16 protein-coding genes and 1 riboswitch are annotated in these 22,983 nt (G+C 67.8%); of the genes, 5 read left to right on the top strand and 11 right to left on the bottom strand.

Features of this window, described 5'->3' with window-relative positions:
- Positions 1-743 precede the first annotated feature (743 nt).
- Positions 744-1,982 (top strand): FAD-dependent oxidoreductase, encoded by a 1,239-nt coding sequence (locus tag EIZ45_RS20220; RefSeq protein WP_134665566.1) that lies wholly within the window; start codon positions 744-746, stop codon positions 1,980-1,982.
- 543 nt (positions 1,983-2,525) lie between these two features.
- Here the strand turns inward: EIZ45_RS20220 and EIZ45_RS20215 are convergent.
- From EIZ45_RS20215 to EIZ45_RS20175, 9 genes are all read right to left on the bottom strand, one after another.
- Positions 2,526-3,296, bottom strand: coding sequence for a fumarylacetoacetate hydrolase family protein (locus EIZ45_RS20215; protein ID WP_037811749.1), 771 nt, complete (start codon positions 3,294-3,296; stop codon positions 2,526-2,528).
- Between the two features lie 278 nt (positions 3,297-3,574).
- Complete coding sequence (gene cimA / locus EIZ45_RS20210) at positions 3,575-5,239, bottom strand: citramalate synthase (RefSeq protein ID WP_134665568.1); 1,665 nt, start codon at positions 5,237-5,239, stop codon at positions 3,575-3,577.
- Between the two features lie 209 nt (positions 5,240-5,448).
- Positions 5,449-6,429, bottom strand: coding sequence for an ABC transporter substrate-binding protein (locus tag EIZ45_RS20205; RefSeq protein WP_240690741.1), 981 nt, complete (start codon positions 6,427-6,429; stop codon positions 5,449-5,451).
- Between the two features lie 16 nt (positions 6,430-6,445).
- Positions 6,446-7,234: an ABC transporter ATP-binding protein gene (locus EIZ45_RS20200; protein WP_134665572.1), complete on the bottom strand. Its 789-nt coding sequence runs from the start codon at positions 7,232-7,234 to the stop codon at positions 6,446-6,448.
- On the bottom strand, positions 7,235-8,308 hold the full coding sequence (locus EIZ45_RS20195) for an iron ABC transporter permease (RefSeq protein ID WP_205670073.1): 1,074 nt from the start codon (positions 8,306-8,308) through the stop codon (positions 7,235-7,237).
- A 775-nt stretch (positions 8,309-9,083) separates the two neighbouring features.
- Positions 9,084-9,165, bottom strand: a riboswitch (cobalamin riboswitch).
- Positions 9,166-9,193: 28 nt separating this feature from the next.
- The gene (locus EIZ45_RS20190) at positions 9,194-10,234 is read right to left on the bottom strand and encodes a 3-isopropylmalate dehydrogenase (protein ID WP_037811756.1); all 1,041 of its coding nucleotides are present in this window, start codon (positions 10,232-10,234) and stop codon (positions 9,194-9,196) included.
- A 262-nt stretch (positions 10,235-10,496) separates the two neighbouring features.
- On the bottom strand, positions 10,497-13,829 hold the full coding sequence (locus tag EIZ45_RS20185) for a S8 family serine peptidase (RefSeq protein WP_167756506.1): 3,333 nt from the start codon (positions 13,827-13,829) through the stop codon (positions 10,497-10,499).
- A 251-nt stretch (positions 13,830-14,080) separates the two neighbouring features.
- Positions 14,081-15,679, bottom strand: a complete 1,599-nt coding sequence (serA, locus tag EIZ45_RS20180) for a phosphoglycerate dehydrogenase (protein WP_134665574.1) — start codon at positions 15,677-15,679, stop codon at positions 14,081-14,083.
- A gap of 80 nt (positions 15,680-15,759) precedes the next feature.
- Entirely contained in the window at positions 15,760-16,359 is a 600-nt protein-coding gene (locus EIZ45_RS20175; protein ID WP_134665575.1) for a TetR/AcrR family transcriptional regulator, read from the bottom strand.
- Positions 16,360-16,565: 206 nt separating this feature from the next.
- Between EIZ45_RS20175 and EIZ45_RS20170 the strand changes: the two genes are divergently transcribed.
- The 4 genes from EIZ45_RS20170 to EIZ45_RS20155 all read left to right on the top strand — a co-directional run bounded on the left by EIZ45_RS20170 (position 16,566) and on the right by EIZ45_RS20155 (position 20,870).
- A complete protein-coding gene (locus EIZ45_RS20170; protein WP_134665577.1) occupies positions 16,566-17,399 on the top strand; it encodes a TIGR03620 family F420-dependent LLM class oxidoreductase in 834 nt (277 codons plus the stop codon).
- Positions 17,400-17,752: 353 nt separating this feature from the next.
- A complete protein-coding gene (locus EIZ45_RS20165) occupies positions 17,753-18,379 on the top strand; it encodes a DUF1345 domain-containing protein (RefSeq protein WP_134665579.1) in 627 nt (208 codons plus the stop codon).
- 157 nt (positions 18,380-18,536) lie between these two features.
- Positions 18,537-19,883 carry an ankyrin repeat domain-containing protein gene (locus EIZ45_RS20160; protein WP_134665674.1) on the top strand — a complete coding sequence of 449 codons (1,347 nt, stop codon included), beginning with the start codon at positions 18,537-18,539 and terminating at the stop codon, positions 19,881-19,883.
- A 90-nt stretch (positions 19,884-19,973) separates the two neighbouring features.
- Positions 19,974-20,870, top strand: coding sequence for a nuclear transport factor 2 family protein (locus EIZ45_RS20155; protein ID WP_134665582.1), 897 nt, complete (start codon positions 19,974-19,976; stop codon positions 20,868-20,870).
- A gap of 340 nt (positions 20,871-21,210) precedes the next feature.
- Here EIZ45_RS20155 and EIZ45_RS20150 read toward each other — a convergent pair whose 3' ends face one another.
- A complete protein-coding gene (locus EIZ45_RS20150; RefSeq protein WP_134665584.1) occupies positions 21,211-22,242 on the bottom strand; it encodes a HEAT repeat domain-containing protein in 1,032 nt (343 codons plus the stop codon).
- Positions 22,236-22,916: a HEAT repeat domain-containing protein gene (locus EIZ45_RS20145; RefSeq protein WP_134665586.1), complete on the bottom strand. Its 681-nt coding sequence runs from the start codon at positions 22,914-22,916 to the stop codon at positions 22,236-22,238. Before EIZ45_RS20145 ends, EIZ45_RS20150 begins: the two co-directional genes overlap by 7 nt.
- Between the last annotated feature and the right edge of the window lie 67 nt (positions 22,917-22,983).

Raw genomic sequence — 22,983 nt, 5'->3', positions numbered from 1 at the left:
ATAAGTTCCGCGACCGAACTAACCACCCGAAATCCTTTCCGGAAATACTGCCGTCCTGATCTTTCCGGCCAGATGGCAGCGACCCCTCATGCCACCGGAGATCCACATACGCGAACCACGTGCCATTACGCAAACTCCCCACATTCTGGCCGCCCGCGGACTACATCAACTCCGCTGCCGACACCAGCCAGTGGCAGTTCCGCGCTCTCCCTGAAGACACCGCGCTCCGCCGATCCCGCCCCACGATCCCCGGTGGACAGAACCGACCCCACCCACGATCCCCGGCGGCAAAGCCGATCCTGATCACGATCCCCGGTGGGCAAACATGCTCTCGACCCCGCCGTTGCTGCCCATCGCCGCTGAGGCAACCCCTCTCCCGCTCGCCTTGCCTGCCCGCCTCGCGTTGCATGCCTGCCTCGCGTTGCATGCCTGCCTCGCATTGCCTGCCTGGCCTACCTCACTTGCCTGGCCTACCTCACTTGCCTGGCCTACCTCACTTGCCTGGCCTACCTCACTTGCCTTGCCTGGCTCCCCTTGCCTGGCTCCCTTGCTTGCCTCGCCTGCCTGCCTTGCTTGCCTGCCTCGCCCGCCCCGAAGCCTCCGCCAACTCCGACCCCAACCGCTCTCCCCGACACCCACCCCACGCCTGACCCCCACCCCATCGGCCGACTTGACGCGCCCTCCTCCCAAGGTGCATCCTCGGTGTTATTCAACAGGCGATGAATAAGAGGGAGCTGGGGAAGATGACCGAGCACACGGGCTGCGTCATAGTCGGCGGCGGACCGGCAGGCATGGTGGCGGGATTGCTGCTGGCCCGAGCAGGCGTAGAGGTAACCGTGCTGGAAAAGCACGCAGACTTCCTCCGCGACTTCCGCGGCGACACCGTCCACCCGTCCACCCTGAGGCTCCTGGACGAGCTGGGCCTGGGCGAGAAATTCGAAGCGCTGCCGCACACCAAAGTGACCACAGTCGGACTCCCCACCCCCGACGGCGACGCGCTGACCCTCGCCGACATGTCCCTGCTGAACGTCCCCCGCCCGTACGTGGCGATGGTCCCCCAATGGGATTTCCTGGACCTGCTCGCCGAGACAGCGCAGAAGGAGCCGACCTTCACCCTGCGCCTCGAAACCGAAATGACCGGCCTGCTCCGCTCAGGCCGCCGAGTCACCGGCGTCCGCTACCGCACCGCAGACGGCACCGAAGGCGAACTGAAAGCCAACCTGGTCCTCGCCGCCGACGGCCGCTGGTCCCTGGCCCGCCGCTCAGCCGGCCTCACCCCGCGCGAGTACTACACCCCGTTCGACGCCTGGTGGTTCCGCCTCTCCCGGAAGCCCGAGGAACAGGAAGCCACGCTCATGCCGAGGATGCGCAACCACCGTTTCGCAGTGCCGTTGCCACGCAAGGGCTACTACCAGATCGCGTACCTCACGCCGAAGGGCAAGGACCTGAAAGACGCCGGCATCGAAAGCTTCCGCCGCGACGTCACCGAGGTCTGCCCGGAATTCGCCGACCGAGTGCACGAACTGAAGTCCATGGACGACGTCAAGTTCCTCAACGTCCGCCTCAACCGCCTGCACCGCTGGCACGTCGACGGCCTGCTGTGCATCGGAGACGCCGCCCACGCGATGTCCCCAGTCGGAGGCGTCGGAATCAACCTGGCGGTCCAAGACGCCGTCGCCGCCGCGAGGCTACTGGCCGAGCCGCTCCTCCGCGGCAAACCGACCGAAAAGGACCTCACCGCAGTCCGCCGCCGTCGCCTCCTGCCGACCGTCGCCGTTCAGGGGCTGCAACGCCTTCTCCACCGCCGCGTAATGGGCCCCGTAATGACCGGCCACGCCGATGGCCCGCCCGCGCAATTGATCGCCCTGCTCAGGCGCTTCCCGAAACTCGCTCGAGTCCCGGCGTACCTCATCGGCGTAGGCATCCGCCGGGAATCCGCCCCAGCCTTCGCCCGCCGCCCAGCAGAACCGGCCAGCCGCTAAGCCACCCCGGATTCGCCGCCAACCGGCAACGCCGAGCACCTCTCGCCCACGCGACGCACCCGCCCACCGGCATCACCCGCCGGTGGGCAAAGCCGACCACGGGAATGCGTTTCGCCACCCAACGGCAACAACGCCACCGACCCGGCGACTGACCATCAGCGCTCTCGCCACCCAGCGGCCACAACGGCACCAACTCGCCAACTGACGATCAGCTGCGCTCTCGCCACCTATCGGCAACAGCACCGACTCCCAGCCAGCTCAGCACCGATCGTGTTTCGCCGCTCCGAGGCAACAGCACCGACCGCTCGCCAAGCGAAGCGCCAGCGGTCATTCGCCACTCACCGGCAAACAGCGCTGACCACTAGCCAGCCCGATCAGCAGTCACCTCTCGCCGCCTCGCGGCGACAACCCCGACCACTCGCCAGCGACCATTCGCCACTAAACGGCAACGCCCGAACGCACTCCGCCGAGCCGATGTCGCCACTAAACGGCGACACCCGAACCCGCCCAACCCGATGTCGCCACAAAACGGCGACACCCAGCTCAGAGGTCCTGAACCGGGTTCGTCAGAGTCCCGATGCCGTCGATCGTGATGGACACCGACTGCCCGTTGACGATCGGACCGACCCCCTCCGGCGTGCCGGTGAGGATCACGTCGCCGGGAAGGAGCGTCATCACCCGCGACACGAACTCGACCAGTTCGGGCACCTTGTGCACGAGATCCGAAGTACGGCCGTCCTGCTTCAGCTCGCCGTCGACCTCGCTGCGAAGCGCCAGGTCGGACGGGTCGATCGACGTGTCGATCCACGGACCGAGCGGGCAGAACGTGTCGAACCCCTTCGCCCGACCCCACTGGCCGTCGGACTTCTGCAGGTCGCGCGCGCTCACGTCGTTCGCGACCGTGTAGCCGAGGATCGCACTGGCCGCGCGGGCCGCGGGCACGTTCTTGACCGGCTGTCCGATGACGACCGCGAGTTCGCCCTCGAAGTCAACGCGTCCGACGTCCGACGGACGGCGGATCGGAGCATTCGGCCCGACCACCGTCGTGGACGGCTTGATGAACAGCATCGGCGCGGACGGCACCTCGTTGCCGAACTCCGCCGCGTGCTTCGCGTAGTTCCGGCCGACCGCGATCACCTTCGACGGCAGGATCGGCGCGAGCAGCCGGACGTCGGCGAGCGGCCAGCGCTTGCCGGTGAAGTTCGGCTGGCCGAACGGATGTTCCGCGATCTCGAGGACCTGGGCATCGTCGCCGTCCCCCTCGATCGAAGCGAACGCGACACCACTGGGATGAGCAATACGAGCTAGACGCACGGCACCAGTCTACGTACCCCCACCGACTGTCGCGCACCCCGAGCGTGCGCGACAGTCCCCCTCGCTCCATTCGGCACGAATGACCCCCTCGCACCAGGTGACCTGACGTGACACAACTGGCGCGAAAGGACCCATCGCACCGGCCAGAAACGACCGCAAGTACAAGCCAGCCTCAGCACCAGCACGCACGGCCACCAACGACCCGATTGTGAGCCGCAATACCACCCGCACGAAGGCCAGACCCGAAAGCCTCAACGCCCCCAGCAGGAAAGCCGGAATCACCCGCCCACAGCAGCCACCCCCAGCTCGGGCACCGACGGTTCCGACGCGACTGCCAGGCTCTTGTGCACCAACGCGTCACACAACGCCAGCCAGCTCGCCTCGACGATGTTGCCGTGCACGCCCACCGTCGTCCATTCGTGTTCGCCGTCACTAGTTTCGAGGAGCACCCGCGTGACAGCGTCCGTCCCTGGGTTCGACGGCAGGATCCGCACCTTGTAATCAGCCAGCTCCATGCTGTCCAACCAGGACAGATAAGGCGTCAACGCCTGGCGCAGCGCTGCGTCGAGGGCGTGCACCGGGCCGTTCCCTTCGGCGGTCGCGATGACTCGCTCGCCCGCGACGTGCACCTTCACCGTCGCCTCGGAGACGACTTCGCCGTCCTGGCGATGGTCCAGCACCACCCGGTACGACTCGAGCTCGAACGGCGGCGGATCCGACTTTTCGCCGGAAACCTCCTCGACCTCGCGGCGCAGCAACAGCCCCAGCGACGCGTCGGCCGCTTCGAACGACCAGCCTTCCGATTCGAGTTCTTTCACCTTCCGCACCGCGTTCGTGAGTGCGTCGGGCCGGCCGGCAAGGTCGACCCCGAGTTCACGTCCCTTGAGCTCGAGACTGGCCCTGCCGGCCATCTCCGTGACCAGTACTCGCATGCCATTGCCGACGGAAGACGGATCGATGTGGTTGTACAACAACGGATCCACCTTGATCGCACTCGCGTGCAGCCCCGCCTTGTGAGCGAAAGCGGACGACCCGACGTAAGCCTGGTGGGTGTCGGGTGCGAGGTTGGCGATTTCGGCCAAAGCATGGGAGACGCGAGTGAGCTCGGCGGCTCCTCCGGTCGGGAGGACCTCCATTCCGAGCTTGGTCACGAGGTTTCCCGCTACGGCGAACAGGTCGGCGTTGCCTGCCCGCTCCCCGTAGCCGTTCGCGGTGCATTGCACGTGCGTCGCACCGGCCTGCACCGCGGCGACAGAGTTCGCTACGGCACAGGAAGTATCATCCTGACAATGGATTCCGAGTCGGAATCCGGTCTTTTCCTTGATCTTGCCTACGGTTTCGGCAAGCCCCAGCGGTAACTGCCCACCGTTGGTGTCGCACAGCACGAGAACGTCCGCGCCAGCGTGCGCCGCCGCGTCGAGCACCCGCAGCGAGGTTTCGGGAGAGAAGGCATAACCGTCGAAAAAGTGTTCTGCGTCAAGGAAAACGCGTCGTCCTTCGCCGACGAGGAAAGCGACTGTGTCCCGCACCATCGCGCACGCCTCGTCGACGTCGACCCGCAGCGCCCGCTCGATGTGCCGAAGGTCCGATTTGGCCACCAACGTGACGACCGGGGCCTCCGAATCCAAAAGCGCACGGACCTGCGGATCCTTGTCGGCCGCAGTTCCGGCCTTGCGCGTGGATCCGAACGCGACGAGCGCAGCGTGCTTGAGCGGCAATTCCCCCTGTGCCGCGCGGGAAAAGAACTCCGTGTCCTTCGGCAACGCACCCGGCCAGCCGCCCTCGATGAACCCGACACCCAGTTCGTCCAACAGCCGCGCAACGGCCAGCTTGTCGGTGACGGAGTAGGTGATCCCTTCGCGCTGAGCACCGTCGCGCAAAGTGGTGTCGTAGAGGTGGAAGGCATCGCCGAGCGGCGTGCCGGCGGGTTCCGTGCGGGTCACGGTGTTCTCCTTGTGGCGGGGCAGAACCTGGTCCAGGCAACAAAAAAACCTCCCGCATGGGTGCGAGAGGTTGCGCGCCGGTAGCTCTTGTGGAGCGTCTATCCGGCGCGCAAGGCAATAATGACGGAGATGGCGGTCATGTCGGCCATCATGCCACAGCTTCGCCCGGCTTCCAAACGCGGGCGAAGCATCCCACCTTCTGAGAGTCGTCAGCCGGGCAGTTTCGCCAGGTAGCGGCCGAATTCCTCGACCGCAGCGGCATTTCGCGGCCCCTCCACCAAAGCCGCGTACGGCAGCGCGAAGAAGCGTCCTTCCTTCACCGCCGGGATGTCGCGCAGACCGGGACGCGAGCGGAGGAAGTTCTCCTTATCGGCCACACTGCCGACCTCGCCGCCGTAGTCGTTGATGAGGATGACGTCCGGCGCTCGCTGGATCACGGCTTCCCAACTGACACTGGTCCAGCTGTCGTTGAGGTCGGCGAAGATGTTGACACCACCCGATTTGGTGATGATCTCGTCCGGGCCCGCGTTGCGTCCGGAGGTGAATGGCTGGTCACGGCCGTCGTCGTAGAGGAACACCTTGGGTTTCGGCCGTCCCGCCGGGACCGCGTTCGTGACAGCGGCGACCCGTGCGCGGTACTCTTCGATCAAACGTTCTGCACGATCACTGATTCCGAAAATTTTCCCCAGATTGCGCATGTCTGTGTACAGCGCGTCGAGCGGTCGCATGATGCCCCGTTGCTTGCCATTGCCGTTGCGGCAGGCCTCGGTGAGCAAGTAGCTGGAGATGCCCAGCTTCGCGAGGGAGTCCGGGGTGAACCCGGTTGCTTCCGAGAAGCCGTAGTTCCAGCCCGCGAACACGAGGTCCGCTCCCGCGCCCTGCACCACCTCACGGTTGATCTTCTCCGCGAGCTTGGGCACCTTGGCGAAATCGGCTTTCCATGGCGACGAGGCCACGCCACCGGACTGTCCTTTGTCGACCACGTAACCGGCCATCCGGTCGCCCAGGCCGAGTGCGAACATCAGCTCGGTGATGCCGATGTCATTCGTCACGACCCGAGAAGGAGGTTTGGACACGGTCAACGACGAACCGCAATTGGTCACCGTCACCGGAAACCCGGCCGGGGCCGCTCGACTGTCCCCTTCGGACACTTGAGCGCCGCATCCGGTGGCGACGAGGGCGACCGTCACGAGCAACGCGACTGTCCTACGCATGACTGTCCTCCTGGGACTCGAGCAGGTCGAACAACAACTGCGGACGGCCCGTAGCGGGATGCGGCACCACATGCCCGCGCACGCCGAACACCTCGGCGAGCAGAGCGGGCGTGAGCACCTCGGCCGGGGTTCCACTCGCGACGAGACGGCCGTGGTCGAGCACGTGCACCACGTCGCACACGGCGGCGGCCAGGTTCAAGTCGTGAAGTGCGGCCAGCACCGTAGGTCCGCTGGTGCGTGCGAGCGCGAGGACTTCGAGCTGGTGCCGGATGTCGAGATGGTTAGTCGGCTCGTCGAGCACCAGGATCCGGGGCTGCTGCGCGAGTGCACGCGCGATCAGCACCCGTTGCCGTTCGCCGCCGGACAAGGTGAGCACGCCTCGCTCGGCCAGGTGCGCCAGACCCACTTGGGCCAGCGCGGCGGCGCACAACCGGTGGTCGGCCGCGCTCATGCGGTCGAGCAGGCCGTGATGCGGCATTCGACCCATCGCCACCACTTCGGCGACGGTGAAGTCGAACTCCGCGTGCGCTTCCTGCGCGACCGCCGCGATCGCGCGCGCCCGCTTCCGCGGTGCCAGGCCGTCCAGCGGCCGGCCGTCGACCAGAACAGCTCCGGCCGACGGCTTGAGCACTTGGCAGACGGCGCGCAAAGTCGTCGACTTTCCGCTGCCGTTCGGGCCGAGCAGTCCGACGAACTGACCTTGCCGTGCTTCGAGGGTCACATCTTCGACCAGCGTGCGACCGGCTGCGGTCACGCTGACGCCGTTGAGCGAGAGGTCCATTCACGCACCTCCGAACACGTAGGCTCGACGGCGCATCAACAGCAGGAAGGCCGGTACCCCGACCGCCGCGGTCAGTACCCCGATCGGCAACTCCTCGGGTGCAGCGAGCACCCGCGCCGCGACGTCCACCCACACCAGGAAAACCGCGCCGGCCAGCGGTGCCACGGCAAGTACCCGACGATGATCCGCACCGACGACCAACCGCACCAGATGCGGAAGGATCAGCCCGACAAATCCGATCGCCCCGCTCACCGCCACCAGAACCCCCGTCATGGCGGCGCAAACGATGAACAGGAGGATCCGCAGTTTCCCGACGTCAACGCCAAGAGTCGTCGCCGCTTCGTCGCCCATGGCGAGCGCGTTGAGCCGTCCGGCCAGCGCCAGCAACAACAAAACCCCGCCGACCACCACGATCGCGGCGACCGGCAGAGTGCCCCAATTCGCGCCGGCGAGACTGCCGAGAAGCCAAAACAGCGCCGACCGCGCGGCCTCGCCGTTCGGCGCTTGGAAGACGATGACCGTGGTGATCGCGAAGAACCCATAAGACAACGTCGTTCCGGTGAGCACCAGACGCAGCGGTGTGAGCCCTTGCCGCGTACGGGCGACGAGGTAAACGATCAAAGTCGCAGCGAGCGCGGCCACGAACGCCCCGACCGACAACGCGTAGATCCCGAGCGACGCGAAGACGCCGAACAACGTCACCGCAGTCGCGCCGACGGACGCGCCGGAAGAAATCCCCAGCACGTACGGCTCGGCGAGCGCATTGCGCACCATCGCTTGAATCGCGACGCCCACTGTCGACAACCCCGCACCGACGACCACCGCAAGCAGAACGCGAGGAAGCCGAAGGTCCCAGATGATCCGGTACTCCCCGACCTCGTCCGGGCTGATCGTCCCACCGAACAGCCCCGCGCGGAGAAAGGCCCACGTGTGAGTGACCGGTACCGCCACCGTCCCGATCCCGACCGCGATGACAATCGACCCGAGCAACGCCACCCCAAGCCCGAGCAGCACCGGCGTCAACGGTCGTCGCCGCTGAACGGCTACGGCCCCGACCTGGGATTCGCCACTCAACGGCGACGCAGCCTGCTGGCCCTGCGATTCGCCAATCCGCGGCGACACAACCTGCTCGTGCTGGGGTTCGCCATTCGACGGCGACGGGACCCGCTCGCTCTCGAATTCGCCGCTCAATGGCGACATAACCGGCTGGCTCTCAGGCGCGCCAATCTGCGGCGACACAGCCCGCTGGCTCTCAGGTTCGCCACTCGCCAGCGACACAGCCCGTTCGCCCGGGGATTCGCCGCTCAACGGCGACGCCCGCTCGCTCTCGAATTCGCCACTCAACGGCGACGCCACTCGCTGGCTCTCGGATTCGCCAGTCCACGGCGACACAACCGGTCGGCTCTGAGGTTCGCCACTCAACGGCGAACCCCGCCCCTCCCCCGAGGATTGGCCATCCAACGGCGAGACATCGCGAGCCCCGGAGCCACCCAACTCACGGCGAGCCGAGTTGTCGGCCTGCAACTCACCGATCGGCGGCCCACCGCACTGCCCCGAGTTGCCGCGAAGTGGCGAGCCCGCCGGAGCAAAACCAGCCTGTCGGCTCGAGCCGCGCGTACCGCCATCGCCGCTGGATGGCGAAACACCAGAACCACCGTCGCCGGAAACCGGCGAATCCCCGGCCTCGTCGACCACGGGCTCGGGAGAAGCAGAACGTCCTTCAGAAAAAACCACCGGCGACGACCCAATCGAAACATTGGGCCCGCAAAAGACGGCAGCCGCCGGCGGCGGGAGTGTCGTCTCCCGCAGACCACGACGGGAGGGGACGAGGTTCGAGGAACCTCCGCCGGTATCGGGCTCGCCTTCGGCTCCCGGGAGAGGGAGCCGAAGGCCTACCGTTGCGGGTCAGCGCCGGAATTCGACCGGCTTCCGCGGCGGGGGTCCGAGAAAGTCAGGCGGTCAGCCGGCCTGACGCGCGTTGGACGAAACGAGCGCCGCGAGGCGGTCGCCGATCGCCTGGGTCGCGCCGGGGGACGACTGGTCGCGCGTGGCGAGATCGAACGCCACCGAGGCCTCGATCCGCCGTGCCGCTTCCTTCTGGCCGAGGTGGTCCAGCAGGAGCGACACCGAGAGCACCGCGGCGGTCGGGTCCGCGAGACCCTGGCCAGCGATGTCCGGAGCGCTGCCGTGCACCGGCTCGAACATGCTCGGGTTCCGGCGCGTGATGTCGAGGTTCCCGCTGGCCGCGAGGCCGATGCCGCCGGTCACCGCGGCCGCGAGGTCGGTGATGATGTCGCCGAAGAGGTTGTCGGTGACCATCACGTCGAACCGCGACGGGTCGGTGACCAGGTGGATCGTGGCGGCGTCCACGTGCGAGTACGCGACGGTGACGTCCGGGTGCTCCAGCGAAACCTCTTCGACGATCCGCGACCACAGCGAACCGGCGTGCTCCAGCACGTTGGTCTTGTGCACGAGCGTGAGGTGCTTGCGCGGCCGCTCTTCGGCGCGGTTGAACGCGTCCGCGACCACGCGCCGCACGCCGAAGGCCGTGTTGACGCTGACCTCGGTGGCGATCTCGTGCTCGGTGTCCTTGCGCAGCAGGCCGCCGTTGCCCGCGTACGGGCCTTCGGTGCCTTCGCGCACCACGACCATGTCGACGTCCCCGGCGTCGGCCAGCGGGCCGCGCACTCCGGGGTACAGCCGCGCCGGGCGCAGGTTCACGTGGTGGTCCAGCTCGAACCGCAGCCGCAGCAGCAGGCCGCGCTCGAGGATTCCGCTGGGCACCGTCGGGTCGCCGACCGCGCCGAGCAGGATCGCGTCGTGCTGGCGCAGTTCGCCGAGCACCGACTCCGGGAGCAGCTCCCCGGTGGCGTGCCACCGCGAGGCGCCGAGGTCGTAGTTCGTGATCTCCGCCGCCGGTGCTACCTCACCGAGCACCTTGAGCGCCTCGGAGACCACCTCGGGCCCGATCCCGTCCCCTGGGATCACCGCGAGCCGCATCCACACACCTCCGTAGCCCAGGCCACCGGGCGCACCGATGGCCCATTCGCACAAAAACGCCAGCAGCGGAAGGTTACCGGCCGTAGACAAGGTGCCGTAGCCGCACCACCCTTATGCCGCATCCTCCCACAGGGTGAGACACCCGTTCGGGCGAACGGAAACGGGGGCTTGCCCAGGCCGGACAGCCTTGGCAAGCCCCCGCGTCCCGCTATGCGGCCGCCTGCGCGGCACCCTTCAAGTTCCCCTCAAAGGGTGAACCAGGTCAGCCGCGCGGGAACTGCGATTCGATCCGCACGACCGAGGCGCGCTGCCCGGCCGCGTTGTGGTGCTCGATCGCCAGCAGGCCCTTCGCCTTGTCCCCGGCGACGGCGGCCTTGTTGCGGTTGACCACCAGAGCCGTGCCCGGCTTGGCGACGTAGCCCAGCGCCGCGTCGCCGCCGCCCTGCGCGGAGTACGCCGGTGCGAGCACGTCGAACGACAGCGGAGTGCCGACCTGGTCGATCAACCCGTTCGAGGTACCCGGCGCGACGTAGTACCCGGCGGTGCCGACCGTGTAGCTGATCCGGTGCGACGCCTCCTTCGGGTCGATGCCGAGCGCGGCGATGCTGACCGGCAGCACCATCACGTTCGAGTCGAACACGTTGGTGTCGACGTCGCCGAGCTGCCCGTTGATCGCCTGCAGGTCCACCGACGGGTTGCCCGGCTTGGTCAGCGACACCGTGTTGACGAGCAGCACGTCCGACCCCGTCGCCTTCGTCACGAAGGTTTCGAAGTCCGGCTTGCCGTCGCCGGTGGTGTCGATGTCCACGAACGGCACCGTGTTGCTGCCGAGGTTCGCGAAATCGCTCCAGGTCGTGATGCCGAACGCCAGCGTCGCGTTCTCCGGCTCCCCCTGCGCCTTGGCGAGCGGGGCCGTCGACGCCGCACCGACGTAGCGCAGGTCGCCGCCCTTCGCGGTGCGGTTGAGGGTGCAGTCGGACGTGACGTGCGAGTCGCATTCCGGCAGCTGCGGCGATTCGGCCTGCAGTTCGAGGACGCTGATCAGCGAGCGGTACCGCTGGGAGCCGCTGCCCTGGTCGATGCCCTTGCCGCCGAGGTTCAGCACGGCCTGGTCGGCGTTCGCGCCGAAGCGCACGCCGGCCGGGGTGGTGATCGCCGAAACCGGCTTCGGCGACGAGTACACGGCCACCCGCAGCGGAACGGTCGCGCCGTTCTTCGGGGTGAACGCGACCCGGCCCGAGGCGTCGGCCACGAACTGCCGGGCGAGCCCGGCCTGCGAAGCCGCCATGGTCGGGTCGAGAACCTTGCGCAGCGCCTTCGGGTCGGTGATCTTCAGCGTCACCTTCACCGTCGCGACCCCGCGCGGGTTCAGCTTCACCGAGCTCTTGTCCACTGTGTACTCAACGCCGGGCAGGCTGTTGACCGCCTCGTAGCCCACCGAGTACTCGGCCGCCTTGACGCCCTTGTTGACCACCTTGATCGTCTTGCTCAAGGTGACCGGCCCAGCCGCCTCGACGGTGCCGAACGTGACGCTCACCGCGCCCGGGTCGTCCTGCACATACGCGAGAACCTGGTTGTCCAGCGCGGCTTTCGCGTCGATCCGGCCGGCCCCGACCCGCTGCGGGCCGTAGGTGTGCCCGGCCCCGTCGGTGATGTCGTGCACCGCGGTGCCCACGACGTCGGCCTTGACCTCTTCGACGCTCCAGTCCGGGTGCGCCTGGCGGACCAGCGCCGTGATGCCCGACGTGTGCGGCGCGGCCATCGAGGTGCCCGAGATGACCAGCCGCTCGTTGCCGCTGCCGCGGAACGCCGACGTGATCGTGTCGCCAGGCGCGGCGACGTCCGGCTTCACCGACGGACCGCGTCCGCCGCGCGAGGTGAACGAGCTGGGAGTGTCCACGATGGACTGGTCATAGGTCTGCAGCGTGGTCCGGCCGGCTCCGTACAGCCGCACGGTCAGCGTGCCCGCGGTCAGACCCGCCCGCACGGCCTGGGTGGCCTTGCCGGTGAGCTGGAACATCGGAACGGCCGCGTTGCCCGCGATGCCCGCGCCGAAATGCTCCACAGTGGACGAGAGCAGCACGCCCTTGGCACCCGCGGCCTGCGCGTTGTTGGCCCGCGCCGCGGAACCGCACGGACGGGTGGCGTCGTTGTCGTCCCACTCCAGCCACGCGATCTTGCCCGCGACCTTTGCCTTGTCCTCAGCCGAATAGGCGGCGCAACCGGCGTTGTTGCTCGCCGAGATCGGCACTACCGGCGCGGTGAGGTCGAGGGTGTCGTAGCCGGTGTACTCCTGGCTGTACTGACCAGGCTGCTGGCCAGCGGTCGGTGCCTTGACCTCGATCGCGTCCCGCAGCTCGCCCGCGTCGCGGCTGCTGGCCACGGTGAGCGCTTCCGGCGTGTTGCCCGGCGAACCGGCGATGTCGTTGATGTCGCCGCCGTTGCCCGCCGAGATCACCGGCAGCACGTTGTTCTGCGCGAGCTTGCGCACGAACAGCGAGTCCGGGTCGTCCGGCGCGCCGAAGTCGCTGCCCAGCGACAGGTTCACGACGTCGAGGTGGTCGGTGAAGTCGCCGTCGCCGTCCGGGTCGAGCGCCCAGTCCAGCGCCTGCGAGGTGACGTTCGTGGAACCCTTGCAGCCGAACACCTTGATCGCGTACAGCAAAGCCTTCGGTGCGGTGCCCGGCCCGATCCGCATGGCGTCGAGCGTCTTCTTGTTCAGCTTCTTGTAGTCGCCGGTGAACGTGCTGCCGTCGGCGTTCACGCCGAAGCCGCCGATCGTGCCCGCGACGTGCGTGCCGTGCTCGCCGCACGCGATCGGGTTGGGGTCCGGCACCGGCGTCGGCGAACCGGTCTTGCCCGCCGAGTCGTAGTCGTCGCCGACGAGGTCGGTGCCCCCGACCACCTTGGCACTCGGGAACAGCGGCGACGGCTTGGCGCGGTCGACCGCCTGGTACGCCTCGGGCGTGCCCGGTCCGCCGAAGTCGGCGTGGGTGTAGTCGATGCCGTCGTCGATCACGCCGACGCGGATGTTGTCGCCGAACTTGCCGGTTTTCTGCCAGCTGGCAAGCGTGTTGGTGAGCTGTTCGGCGCTGGCGTTGGTGCGGTTCTTCGGCACGACCGTGCGCACCGAGACGACGTCCGGCCGTTCCGCGAGCTGGCGGATCTTGGCCGCGTCCGCGGTGACGACGGCGCCGGGCACCGCGTTGGCCGTCTGGGTGACCAGCTTCATGCCCGCGTCCGCGGCCCGCAGCTGCCCGACGACGGAGCTGACCGCCGCGGCGACGTCGGCCTTGGCCGCCTTCGCTGCCTGCTTGGCCTTCTCCTTGCCCTTGCCCTGCTCCTCCTTGAACGCGTCCACCGCGGGCTTCTTGGCCAGCTCGACGAACGCGGTGATCTGCCCCTGGGCCGCGCTCAGCCGGGGCGAAAGCTTGCCCTGGACCTTGCTCGCGTCGACCTTCACCGGAGCGACCGGCTCGGCAAGCGGCGCGCCCTGCGCGGACGCCGCGGGCACGGCGACAGCCGCCGCCAGCACCACCGCGGAACCCACGACCACCGAGCGGGCAGCCCACCCGGGCAACCGGGTTCTGCTCATGAGTAACCCCTTCTCGAGGCCCGGATCACGAACCTGCCCGCGCTCCCCATTCGCACCCCCGACGGTGAGCACCGGCGCCGCACCGTGCTCTCACGGCGCGTGGTTCAGCCTCGCGGCAAGAACCTAACTGTCCGAAACCCCTACTTTCGTGCGGAAAAAGCTCCGTTACCCGAATGTTGCCGGTGCGGGCGAACGACAGAACGGCCCCTTCCCCGGGAGTCCGGGAAAGGGGCCGTTCGGCGAAATCGGGACTAGCTGAAGTCGACGGCGCGGATGGTGTGCGCGCCGACGGTGGCTCCGATCGGCTCGAGCACGTTGGCGTCCACGTGCCGGTCGACGCGCAGCAGCATGATCGAGTCGGAACCGTCCGTGCTCTGGCTGATCTGCGCGGCCTCGATGTTGATGCCGGCCTCGCCGAGCAGCGTGCCGACGCGGCCCATGACGCCCGGGCGGTCCGGGTACTCGATGACGAGCACGTCGCCCTCGGCGCGGAGGTCGAAGTGCCTGCCCTTGACCTCGACGATCTTCTCGACCTCGTCCTTGCCGGTGACCGAACCGGACACGGTGAGCGTCCCGCCGTCGCCGTGCACCGCGCGGAGCGTGACCAGGCTGCGGAACTTGGGGCTCTCCGACTCGGAAACCAGCTCCGCCTGCACGCCGAGCTCCTCGGCCAGCCGCGGCGCGTTGACGAAGGTGACCTGGTCCTCGACCACGCCCGCGAACAGCCCGCGCAGCGCCGCCAGCTTCAGCACCGCGGTGTCTTCGCTGGAGATCTCGCCCTTGACCTCGACGGTCAGCGACGTCGGAGCCTTCGGGTTCAGCGCGGTCAGCACCTGGCCGAGCTTCTGGGTGAGCGACAGGTACGGCCGCACGTGCTCGCCGACCGCGCCGCCGCCGGACACGTTCACCGCGTCCGGCACGAAGTCGCCGCGCAGCGCCAGCAGCACCGAACGCGCCACGTCCGTGCCCGCGCGGTCCTGCGCCTCGGCGGTGGACGCGCCGAGGTGCGGCGTGACGACGACGTTCGGCAGGTTGAACAGCGGGCTCTCGGTGGTCGGCTCGGTGACGAACACGTCGATGCCCGCGCCGCCCACGTGGCCGCTGCGCACCGCGTCGGCCAGCGCTTCCTCGACGATCAGACCTCCGCGGGCGGCGTTGACGATGATCACGCCGGGCTTGGTCTTCTTGAGCGCCTCGGCGTCGATGAGGCCCTTGGTCTCCGGCGTCTTCGGCAGGTGGATGGAGATCGCGTCCGCGCGTTCCAGCAGCTCGTCGAGGGTGACCAGCTCGATGCCCAGCTGGCCGGCGCGCGCGGCCGAGACGTAGGGGTCGTATGCGATGAGCTTCGCGCCGAACGCCGCGAGCCGCTGCGCGAACAGCTGGCCGATCTTGCCGAGCCCGACGACGCCGACCGTCTTGCCGTTGATTTCGACGCCGGAGAACGAGCTGCGCTTCCACTCGCCGCCGCGGAGGCTCTGGTCGGCGGCGGGAACACGACGGGCGACCGCGAGCAGCAGCGCGACCGCGTGCTCGGCGGCGGAGACGATGTTGGACGTCGGCGCGTTCACCACGAGCACGCCGCGCTCGGTGGCGGCCGGGACCTCGACGTTGTCCAGGCCGACGCCCGCGCGGGCGACGACCTTCAGCTGAGTGGTCGCCCCGAGCACCTCGGCGTCGACCTTGGTGGCGGATCGGACCAAAAGCGCGTCGGCGCTCTTCACCGCCTCGAGCAGAGCGGGACGGTCGGTGCCGTCCACGTGCCGGACCTCTACCTCGTCACCGAACACACTCAGCACGGAGGGCGCGAGCTTCTCCGCGATGAGGACTACGGGTTTGCTGGGCTTGGTCACGATGCGGCTCCCACTATCTGGTCACGAAATCGAGGACGCTCTCTCGCGGCGCACGTCGTTGTGCCCGGACTGGCGGGAGTTTAACGCGGGGCACTGACAGCCCGCTGCCCCCGCTGTTCACTTGTTCGTAATCCGGTGAAGACAAGCCCCATCAGGCGCTCTGTACCGCCTTCTCCCGGAAGGTGGGATCCGGCCCAGGAAGCGCCGTGCAGCAACAAAAGCAGCTCCCGGACCGTCACGTCGGCGCGGAAAACGCCGGCCGCTTGCGCCCTGTCCACTAGGTGAGACGCGGCTTCGCGCATCGCTTCGCAGGAGGCGTGCAGCCGCGACTCCGGATCGTCGAACGCGTCAGCCAGCATTTCGGTAAGCCCGCGGTAAACGGCGGAGGTTTCGCCGAAGCCGATCAGCCAGGTGTACAGCCCGTCGAGCGGATCGTCGGCGAGCAGCAGCTCACGCGCCTTTTCCGCCTGGGTGTCGAACCGGTCCCGCAGCAGCGTCTCGATCAGGTCTTCCCTGGTCGGGAAGTGGCGGTAGAGGGTGCCGATCCCGACGCCGGCGCTGCGGGCGACGTCTTCGAGCGAGGCATCGACGCCGCGTTCGGCGAAGGCGCGCCTCGCTTCGGCCAGCAGGCGGTCGTAGTTGCGGCGGGCGTCCGCGCGCATCGGCTTGACGTCGGTCATCTCGGGTCCGAGTTTATCCCGTGACAAATCGGAGGCATCCTCCGTATAGTAACCGGAGGCAGCCTCTGGTTCTGCGGTGCGTCCTCAGTGGACGTATCAGCCTTGGCTGCGCCGGGATCACGCCGCGCTTCCGCGGCCAGGAACTTCTTGGAGTCTGTTGTGGATCTGTTCGCGAAGCTTCCCGCCGCCGCGGAAGGCGGGACCCGATGACCGTCGGCATCTGGACGTTCGCGTTTGACGGCAAGGAAATCGGCGAATTACGCACGGCCGCCCGCGAGGTCGAGTCGCTGGGTTTCACTGCCCTGTGGTTCGGCGAATACCGCGGCCGAGAGGCGCTCACGCAGGCCGCGCTGCTGCTCGAGGCGACCACGACGTTGACTGTGGCGACAGGAATCGCACGGTTTTCCGAACGGTCGGCAGCGTCCGCCGAAGCTGCTGGACGGACGCTGGCCGAGGCGTATCCAGGACGGTTCACACTCGGTTTGGGCGGACATCGGCCCGGCGGCGGAAGCAGCGCGATGCAGGACTACCTCGACGCCATGGATGCAGCCGACCTGGACTTTGCTTCCAGCGCCCGGCCACGTCGACTTCTAGCCGCCCTCGGCCCGAAAATGCTGAAACTCGCGGCGACTCAGGCCGACGGCGCGCACACGTACTTCGTTCCTCCAGAGCACACTGCATTCGCCCGGGAAACGATGGGACCCGACGCGTACCTCGCCGCCGAACAAGCCGTCGTCCTCGACCCAGACCCGTTGCGGGCGCGGCGAATCGCTCGCGAACACGTCGCCGGCTACGTGCGGCTCGCCCCACATCAAAGAGCGAATCTGCGCCGCCTCGGCTACACCGAGGAAGATCTAGCCAACGGCGGCAGCGACCGCCTGGTCGACGCGATCGTGGCCTACCGCAGCGAGCAGGAAGTCGCCGACCGAATCCGCGCACACCTCGACGCCGGCGCGGACCACGTCTGCGTCCAGGTTCTCGGCAACGGACCGGAGATCCCCGTGGACGGCTGGCGTCGCCTCGCCGCACTGGTTCCCTGATTCCCCGGTGGGGCTTTCGGCACTTCCCGCGAAAGCCCCACCCGGCTTACTCACGAGATCTCCGCTGAACCCGGCTACCGGTTCGGCCCCGCACTCGCCGAAGCCGCCCCTCGGACGCCGAATCCCCTGCTCACCACGGATTCGCCACTAAACGGCGAATCCGTTCATCCCCTGCATACGGGCACTTTTTCGTTCATCACAGACATTCTCCCGCCTCCGCGCCCGCCGCAGTGCTCCCGCCGAACACTTCCCCTGAACGGGCGACCCCGGCGGGACCGTTTCGCCGTCGAGCGGCCACCACCCACTGTTATCTTCGCGAGACGCCTCGCCCGCGTTCGCCCCGGGAGCCGCCGGTGTTCACGAAACTCGCCATCGCCGCGTCCCGGACGGTCGAACTGGTCCTGCTGGTGCTGGGGATCGTCACCTTCATCCAGGACGACAACGTCCTCGCCCTTCTCTCCTGGGATCTGCTCGCGCTGATCTACCTCGGCATCCGGATCGCGCGCGTGTCCCGCAGCCGGAAAAAAGACCACCCCGACGCCCGGTGGCTGAAAGGCGTTCTTGGCCGTCGACTGGGACTCCTGTTCACCCTGTTGACCAGTCTGGTCGGCGTCACCGCCGGACTTTCGATCGTCTTGCCGGAAACAGCGGGCATCGACCCGGTCGTGGCGAGAATCGTCGGTGTCCCCGCAGTCCTGCTGGCCTGGGCGATCCTGCACTTCGGTTACGCGGAACGCTACGCCCAGAAGTACTACGACAGCCTCCCGACGCAGCACTTCCGCTTCCCCGAAACGGAACGTCCCACGCTCGCCGATTTCACCTATTTCGCGTTCACCATCGGAACGAGCTTCGCCGTCTCGGACGTCGAAACGAGGACGACGTCGATCCGTTCCCTCGTCCTCGCCCACAGCGTCCTGTCATTCATGTACAACACGGCCACGCTCGGCATCGCAGTCAGCGTCATCACCGGCGGACGTTGACCCTTTTGAGTTACAGTTGTCCTCGCGCGGCAGGGGCCGCGTCCTGTCCGCGGAAAGGGCTGAGCCCACCCCCGTACTACGAGTTGCCGAGCTTCTCCTTCTTCCCTGCCCGGTGCCGGCGGACCACGGGGCGCACAAGGGAAGGAAGGACTCCCTGATGACGGCCTTGCCCGCCAACCCCGACCTCGGTCAGCTCCGCAAGCAGGCAAAGGAACTCGCCCGCGCGGACGCGGTCGCACTGTCGGAAGCGCAGTTCCGGCTCGCCCGCCGCTACGGATTCCCCAGCTGGCCACAGCTTCAGTCGTACGTCCGCCGAATCGCCGAGCACGGACCGGACGTCCAGCATGCCTACCACCAGGACGTCGAGTACTACCGCGGCCGCGCCGTCGGCCTCCTCGCCTCAGCCGAAGACGGCACTCCCGACGCCCGCGCCGCCTTCGAACGGCACGAACAGCCGCTGACCCGCACCGGCGCGCGAACCGTCATCGCCCGCGAGCACGGCTTCCCGACATGGCGGGCGCTGAAGACCCACGTCGAGAATTTGCCGAAAAACGGCGAACCGTTCGCCCGGGCTTATCAGCTGGTAGAAGCCCGGGACTTGGACGGCCTGACGGCACTGCTCACCGAGGCGCCGCACCTTGCCCACGCACGCGGCACCAACGGGAACGATCTGCTCGGCATGGCCTCCGCGACCCATGACGAACGCCTCGTCCGCATCCTGCTCGCCCACGGTGCCGATCCCGCACGAGCCAACGCACACGGTTGGACTGCCTTGCACCAAGCCGCCTACAGCAATTTACCACTGATCGCCGACCTGTTGATCAACGCCGGCGCGCCCTTGGCCGTCTCCGGCCGCGGCGACGGCGGAACCCCGCTCATTGTGGCTCTATTTTGGGGAAATCGCGCTGTTGCCGAAAAACTGGCAACGCACGAACGGTCCCCTCGCAACCTGCGCGTCGCAGCCGGTCTCGGCGACGACGCACTACTGGATGAACTCGTCAGTCCAAAGGGGACTCTTTCTCCGGCAGCCGGCGCGCACCGTGAGTTCTACCGTCCACACAGCGGTTTTCCCTTCTGGCAGCCCACAAACGACCCCACGGAAGTCCTCGACGAATCCCTAGCCTGGGCCGCCCGCAACAACCAAACAACCGCACTCCGCACCCTGGCCGCACGCGGCGCGAACCTGGACGCCGACGTCTACCGCGGCACCGCCCTCACCTGGGCAGCGACGCGTGGCCACTCAGCGGCAACAGAAACCCTGCTGTCACTGGGCGCGAACGTCAACCACGTCGGCACCTTCGGCGGCCCACGCCACGGCGTCGGCGTCACGGCGCTGCACCTGGCCGCCCAAAGCAACCGACTGGACGTCATCGAACTCCTCGTAAACGCGGGTGCCGACCTCAACGCCCGCGACGCTCTCTGGGACAGCACCCCCGAAGGCTGGGCAGAAGCCTGCGACAGCCCCGCCGCTCAAGAACTGTTGCACCGCCTCAGTCGCCACTAATCGGCAACTCCCGGCCGTAGACAACCGGAGTATGTAGTCCGTATCGTAACGGACTACATACTCCGGTTAACCGACCCCGCGGAGACCCTCATGCCGACCGCACGCGACCTGTTCGACCAGCTCTCCACCGGAATCACCGACGGCCGCTTCGCCGACCTCGCACGCCTCTACTCCGAAGACACCATCGTGGAACACCCCACCGCAGTCCCCAGGCCCGGACGCTTGGAAGGCCGAGCCGCAGTGCACGACCGTTTCGTCAGCGGCCTGGGCCAGACCCTTCGCCTCAAACGCCACGACGTGACCATTCACGACACCGCTGACCCCGCAGTCATCGTGGCCGAATACCAGTACACCGCCGAAGCGCGGAAAACCGGCCGGACCACCGAGACCGCCAACATCCAAGTCCTCCGCGCCCGCGACGGACTCCTTACCCACACCCGCGACTATCACGACTACCTGCGCCTGGCCGCGATCCAAAACGCGACCGCCGGCCTAGACGCGGCATACGCCCAAGCACCCGCTTACGAAACACGCCCCATCGCTCCGCGCCCGACTGAACTCTTCTCCCCGAACAGCCGCGAAGGCGTATTCCAACGAGTCGTCTTCGGCGTCGCCGACGGACGCTGGTCCGAACTCCCCGACCTCTACGCGGCAAAAACCGATGTCCGCCACCCGTTCCTGCCCGGCGCCCCCGTCCTACGCACCCGGGACGACCTGCGAGCCCACTTCGCCGCCGGTGCCGCAGCAGCCTTCCGCATCGAGGTGACCGACCTAGTGCTCCACCTGAGCACCGATCCCGAAGTCGTCATCGGCGAATCGACCTACGTAGGCGAAACCAGCTCCGGGACTCCGTTCCAGGTGAACAACATCTTCGTCATGCGCGTCCGAGACGGCCAGATCATCGAATCCCGCGACTACGGTGACCACCTCGCCCTGGCCGCAGCCACCGGACGCCTGCCGGAACTCGTCGCCCGCGTCGCCGAATAACGGCAACACCTCCAGCCTCTCGCTGCTGAACGGCAACCCCCACGCTATCCACAGCCACCACGGCGGCTCGCCACAAGATTCGCCACTCAACGGCGAACCAGCATCCCGACGCAGTCAATCAACCGTCGAAACCCATCGTTGCCATTCAGCGGGGAACACCCACGGCCGCGGACCTCGCCACCCGGTGACAGCAACTGCCACCGCGACCATTCGCCGTTCAGCGGCAACAGCCGGTCGCCGCTGAACGGCCAGTCACCCCAGATCAACTTTCGCCATTAAATGGCAAATGCCCCCTGACCAGCTTCAACCGACTGAATCTCCGCCAACCACCGGCACCCGCCTAGGTACTTCCCGAGCCCTCACCACCAACATCCTCACGCTCTTCAACAACCTTCACCAAAGCCGAAGCCACCAACGCCACCGCCCGGTCCCCATCCCCCGCCAGTTGCTGCAACGCCCCGTGCGCGAGCGTCCCCGGCATCTCCGCGAGCGCCTGCGTCAACCGGATCCGCACCGCTGAATCCGCAGGATGTGCCGCCGACGCATCGACCAACGCGCGGACAATTCCGTCCGCGCCCCCGTCCGCCAGCGCGCCCAAAACCTCAGCCGCCTCGACGTCGTTTCGCCCCTCAACGACCATTTCGACGAGCGTCGGCACAGCCTCCTCCACACCGCGCGCGCCCAGAGCGAGCGCCGCATGCCGACGGACCGCAGGATCGGAACCGGCGAGCGCGTCCATCAACACCGCGGTCGCCTCGTCGCCGGGCAACTCGATGAGTGCCAGGATCGCGCGTCGGCGGACGTCGGCGTCCTCCGAGCGGAGACCGGACGCCACATTCGCAACCGCGTCGCCGTCGGTCCGGGCGAGGGCCCATCGGAGTGCGCCGGCGACGTTCGGGTCGGATTCGGTGAGGATCGCCCTGGCCAGCACTTCTGCGGGGACCGGAACATCGTCGGCCGGAGCCAGGACGGTCTGCTGCCGACGCGCGGCACCCGGTGAACTGAGCCCGCGCAGCAGTTCGACGATGCGCAAGGCACCCTCCCATCCGGAGGGTGCCGAGGCATCGACCGCGCGGAGCCGGTCGAGCAGCTCCTGTTCCCGCTTGAGCCGGTCTTCGGTCCGCCGGATGAGGTCGCCGACCAGCTCCGACGGCACGAAAGCGGGATCTTCCAGCGCCCGGCCGATCTGCCGCAGCGACATCCCGAGCGACCGGAGGCTCTCCACGTGGAAGATCCGGCGGATGTCGTCGGCCGAGTATTCGCGATAGCCGCCCACGGTGCGGCCGGTCGGCCGCACCAGCCCGAGGGCGTCGTAGTGCCGAAGCATCCGGGTGCTCACCCCCGAACGGCGGGCGACCTCGCCGATCAGCACGCGGTTTCCCGAGCCCGTTCCGGACCGAGTGCGACAATCCGTTTCGCCTCGTCCACGGCTTGGTCGAAACCGGCGTCCGGGTCGCGAAGCAGCCGCTCTGTGGCAACAGCGTGCGCCCGAACATCCGGGTCGGTACTCGTCACTGCGGCCTCCAGCACCGGCTCGATCATGGGACCGAGCGCGACCAGCGCCCGGCTGAGGCTGAGCTGCAGGGTCCGGTCACCGCGACCGAGCTGTGTCGCCAGTTCAGCCGCCAGACCGATCTTCTCCCCTTCTGGCACCAGGACGACAGCCGCCCGCCACGCGCTTCTCGCGACCTCGTCGTCGGCGTCGCGCAGCAACGATCGGGTGATCGCTGGCCACACGCTCCGGTCGCCGATTTTGGACAACGTGTGCAGCGACTGGCTCCGGGCCTGCGCCACTGGCGACCGCAACTCCGCGAGAAGCCGCGGCACCGTGTCCCCTGCCGGGAACCGGGTCAACGCCCAAGTGAGCATGTCGCGTACGTAAAAGTCCGGCTCGATCGCGCACCGTGCGACGAGCGTCTCGACGAGACCAGGGCCGTCCGGGCGCGTTCCGATCGTCAGTGCGGCCTGCAGCCGCGTCGACGAGTCCCCGGCGCCCAACGCCTCGATCAGCCGTGTGGGCTGGGAATTCATCTGGGTCGAGTTCATCGGGATCACCTCCGCCGACCAGTGAAGACCTTGTCACGATGTCAATGTCAAACGCGGCGGGCAAAAG

Source organism: Amycolatopsis sp. CFH S0740, from assembly GCF_004522315.1.
Classification (GTDB): Bacteria; Actinomycetota; Actinomycetes; order Mycobacteriales; family Pseudonocardiaceae; genus Amycolatopsis; species Amycolatopsis nivea.
The sequence above is the reverse complement of the archived record's forward strand: the minus strand, read 5'-3'. Positions and strand labels throughout refer to the sequence as shown.

Coding starts and splice junctions, on each gene's coding strand:
- EIZ45_RS20220 (WP_134665566.1), top strand. CDS start 744: ATGACCGAGCACACGGGCTGCGTCATAGTCGGCGGCGGACCGGCAGGC.
- EIZ45_RS20200 (WP_134665572.1), bottom strand. CDS start 7,234: ATGGACCTCTCGCTCAACGGCGTCAGCGTGACCGCAGCCGGTCGCACG.
- EIZ45_RS20190 (WP_037811756.1), bottom strand. CDS start 10,234: ATGCGGCTCGCGGTGATCCCAGGGGACGGGATCGGGCCCGAGGTGGTC.
- EIZ45_RS20185 (WP_167756506.1), bottom strand. CDS start 13,829: ATGAGCAGAACCCGGTTGCCCGGGTGGGCTGCCCGCTCGGTGGTCGTG.
- EIZ45_RS20175 (WP_134665575.1), bottom strand. CDS start 16,359: ATGACCGACGTCAAGCCGATGCGCGCGGACGCCCGCCGCAACTACGAC.
- EIZ45_RS20170 (WP_134665577.1), top strand. CDS start 16,566: ATGACCGTCGGCATCTGGACGTTCGCGTTTGACGGCAAGGAAATCGGC.
- EIZ45_RS20160 (WP_134665674.1), top strand. CDS start 18,537: ATGACGGCCTTGCCCGCCAACCCCGACCTCGGTCAGCTCCGCAAGCAG.
- EIZ45_RS20155 (WP_134665582.1), top strand. CDS start 19,974: ATGCCGACCGCACGCGACCTGTTCGACCAGCTCTCCACCGGAATCACC.
- EIZ45_RS20145 (WP_134665586.1), bottom strand. CDS start 22,916: ATGAACTCGACCCAGATGAATTCCCAGCCCACACGGCTGATCGAGGCG.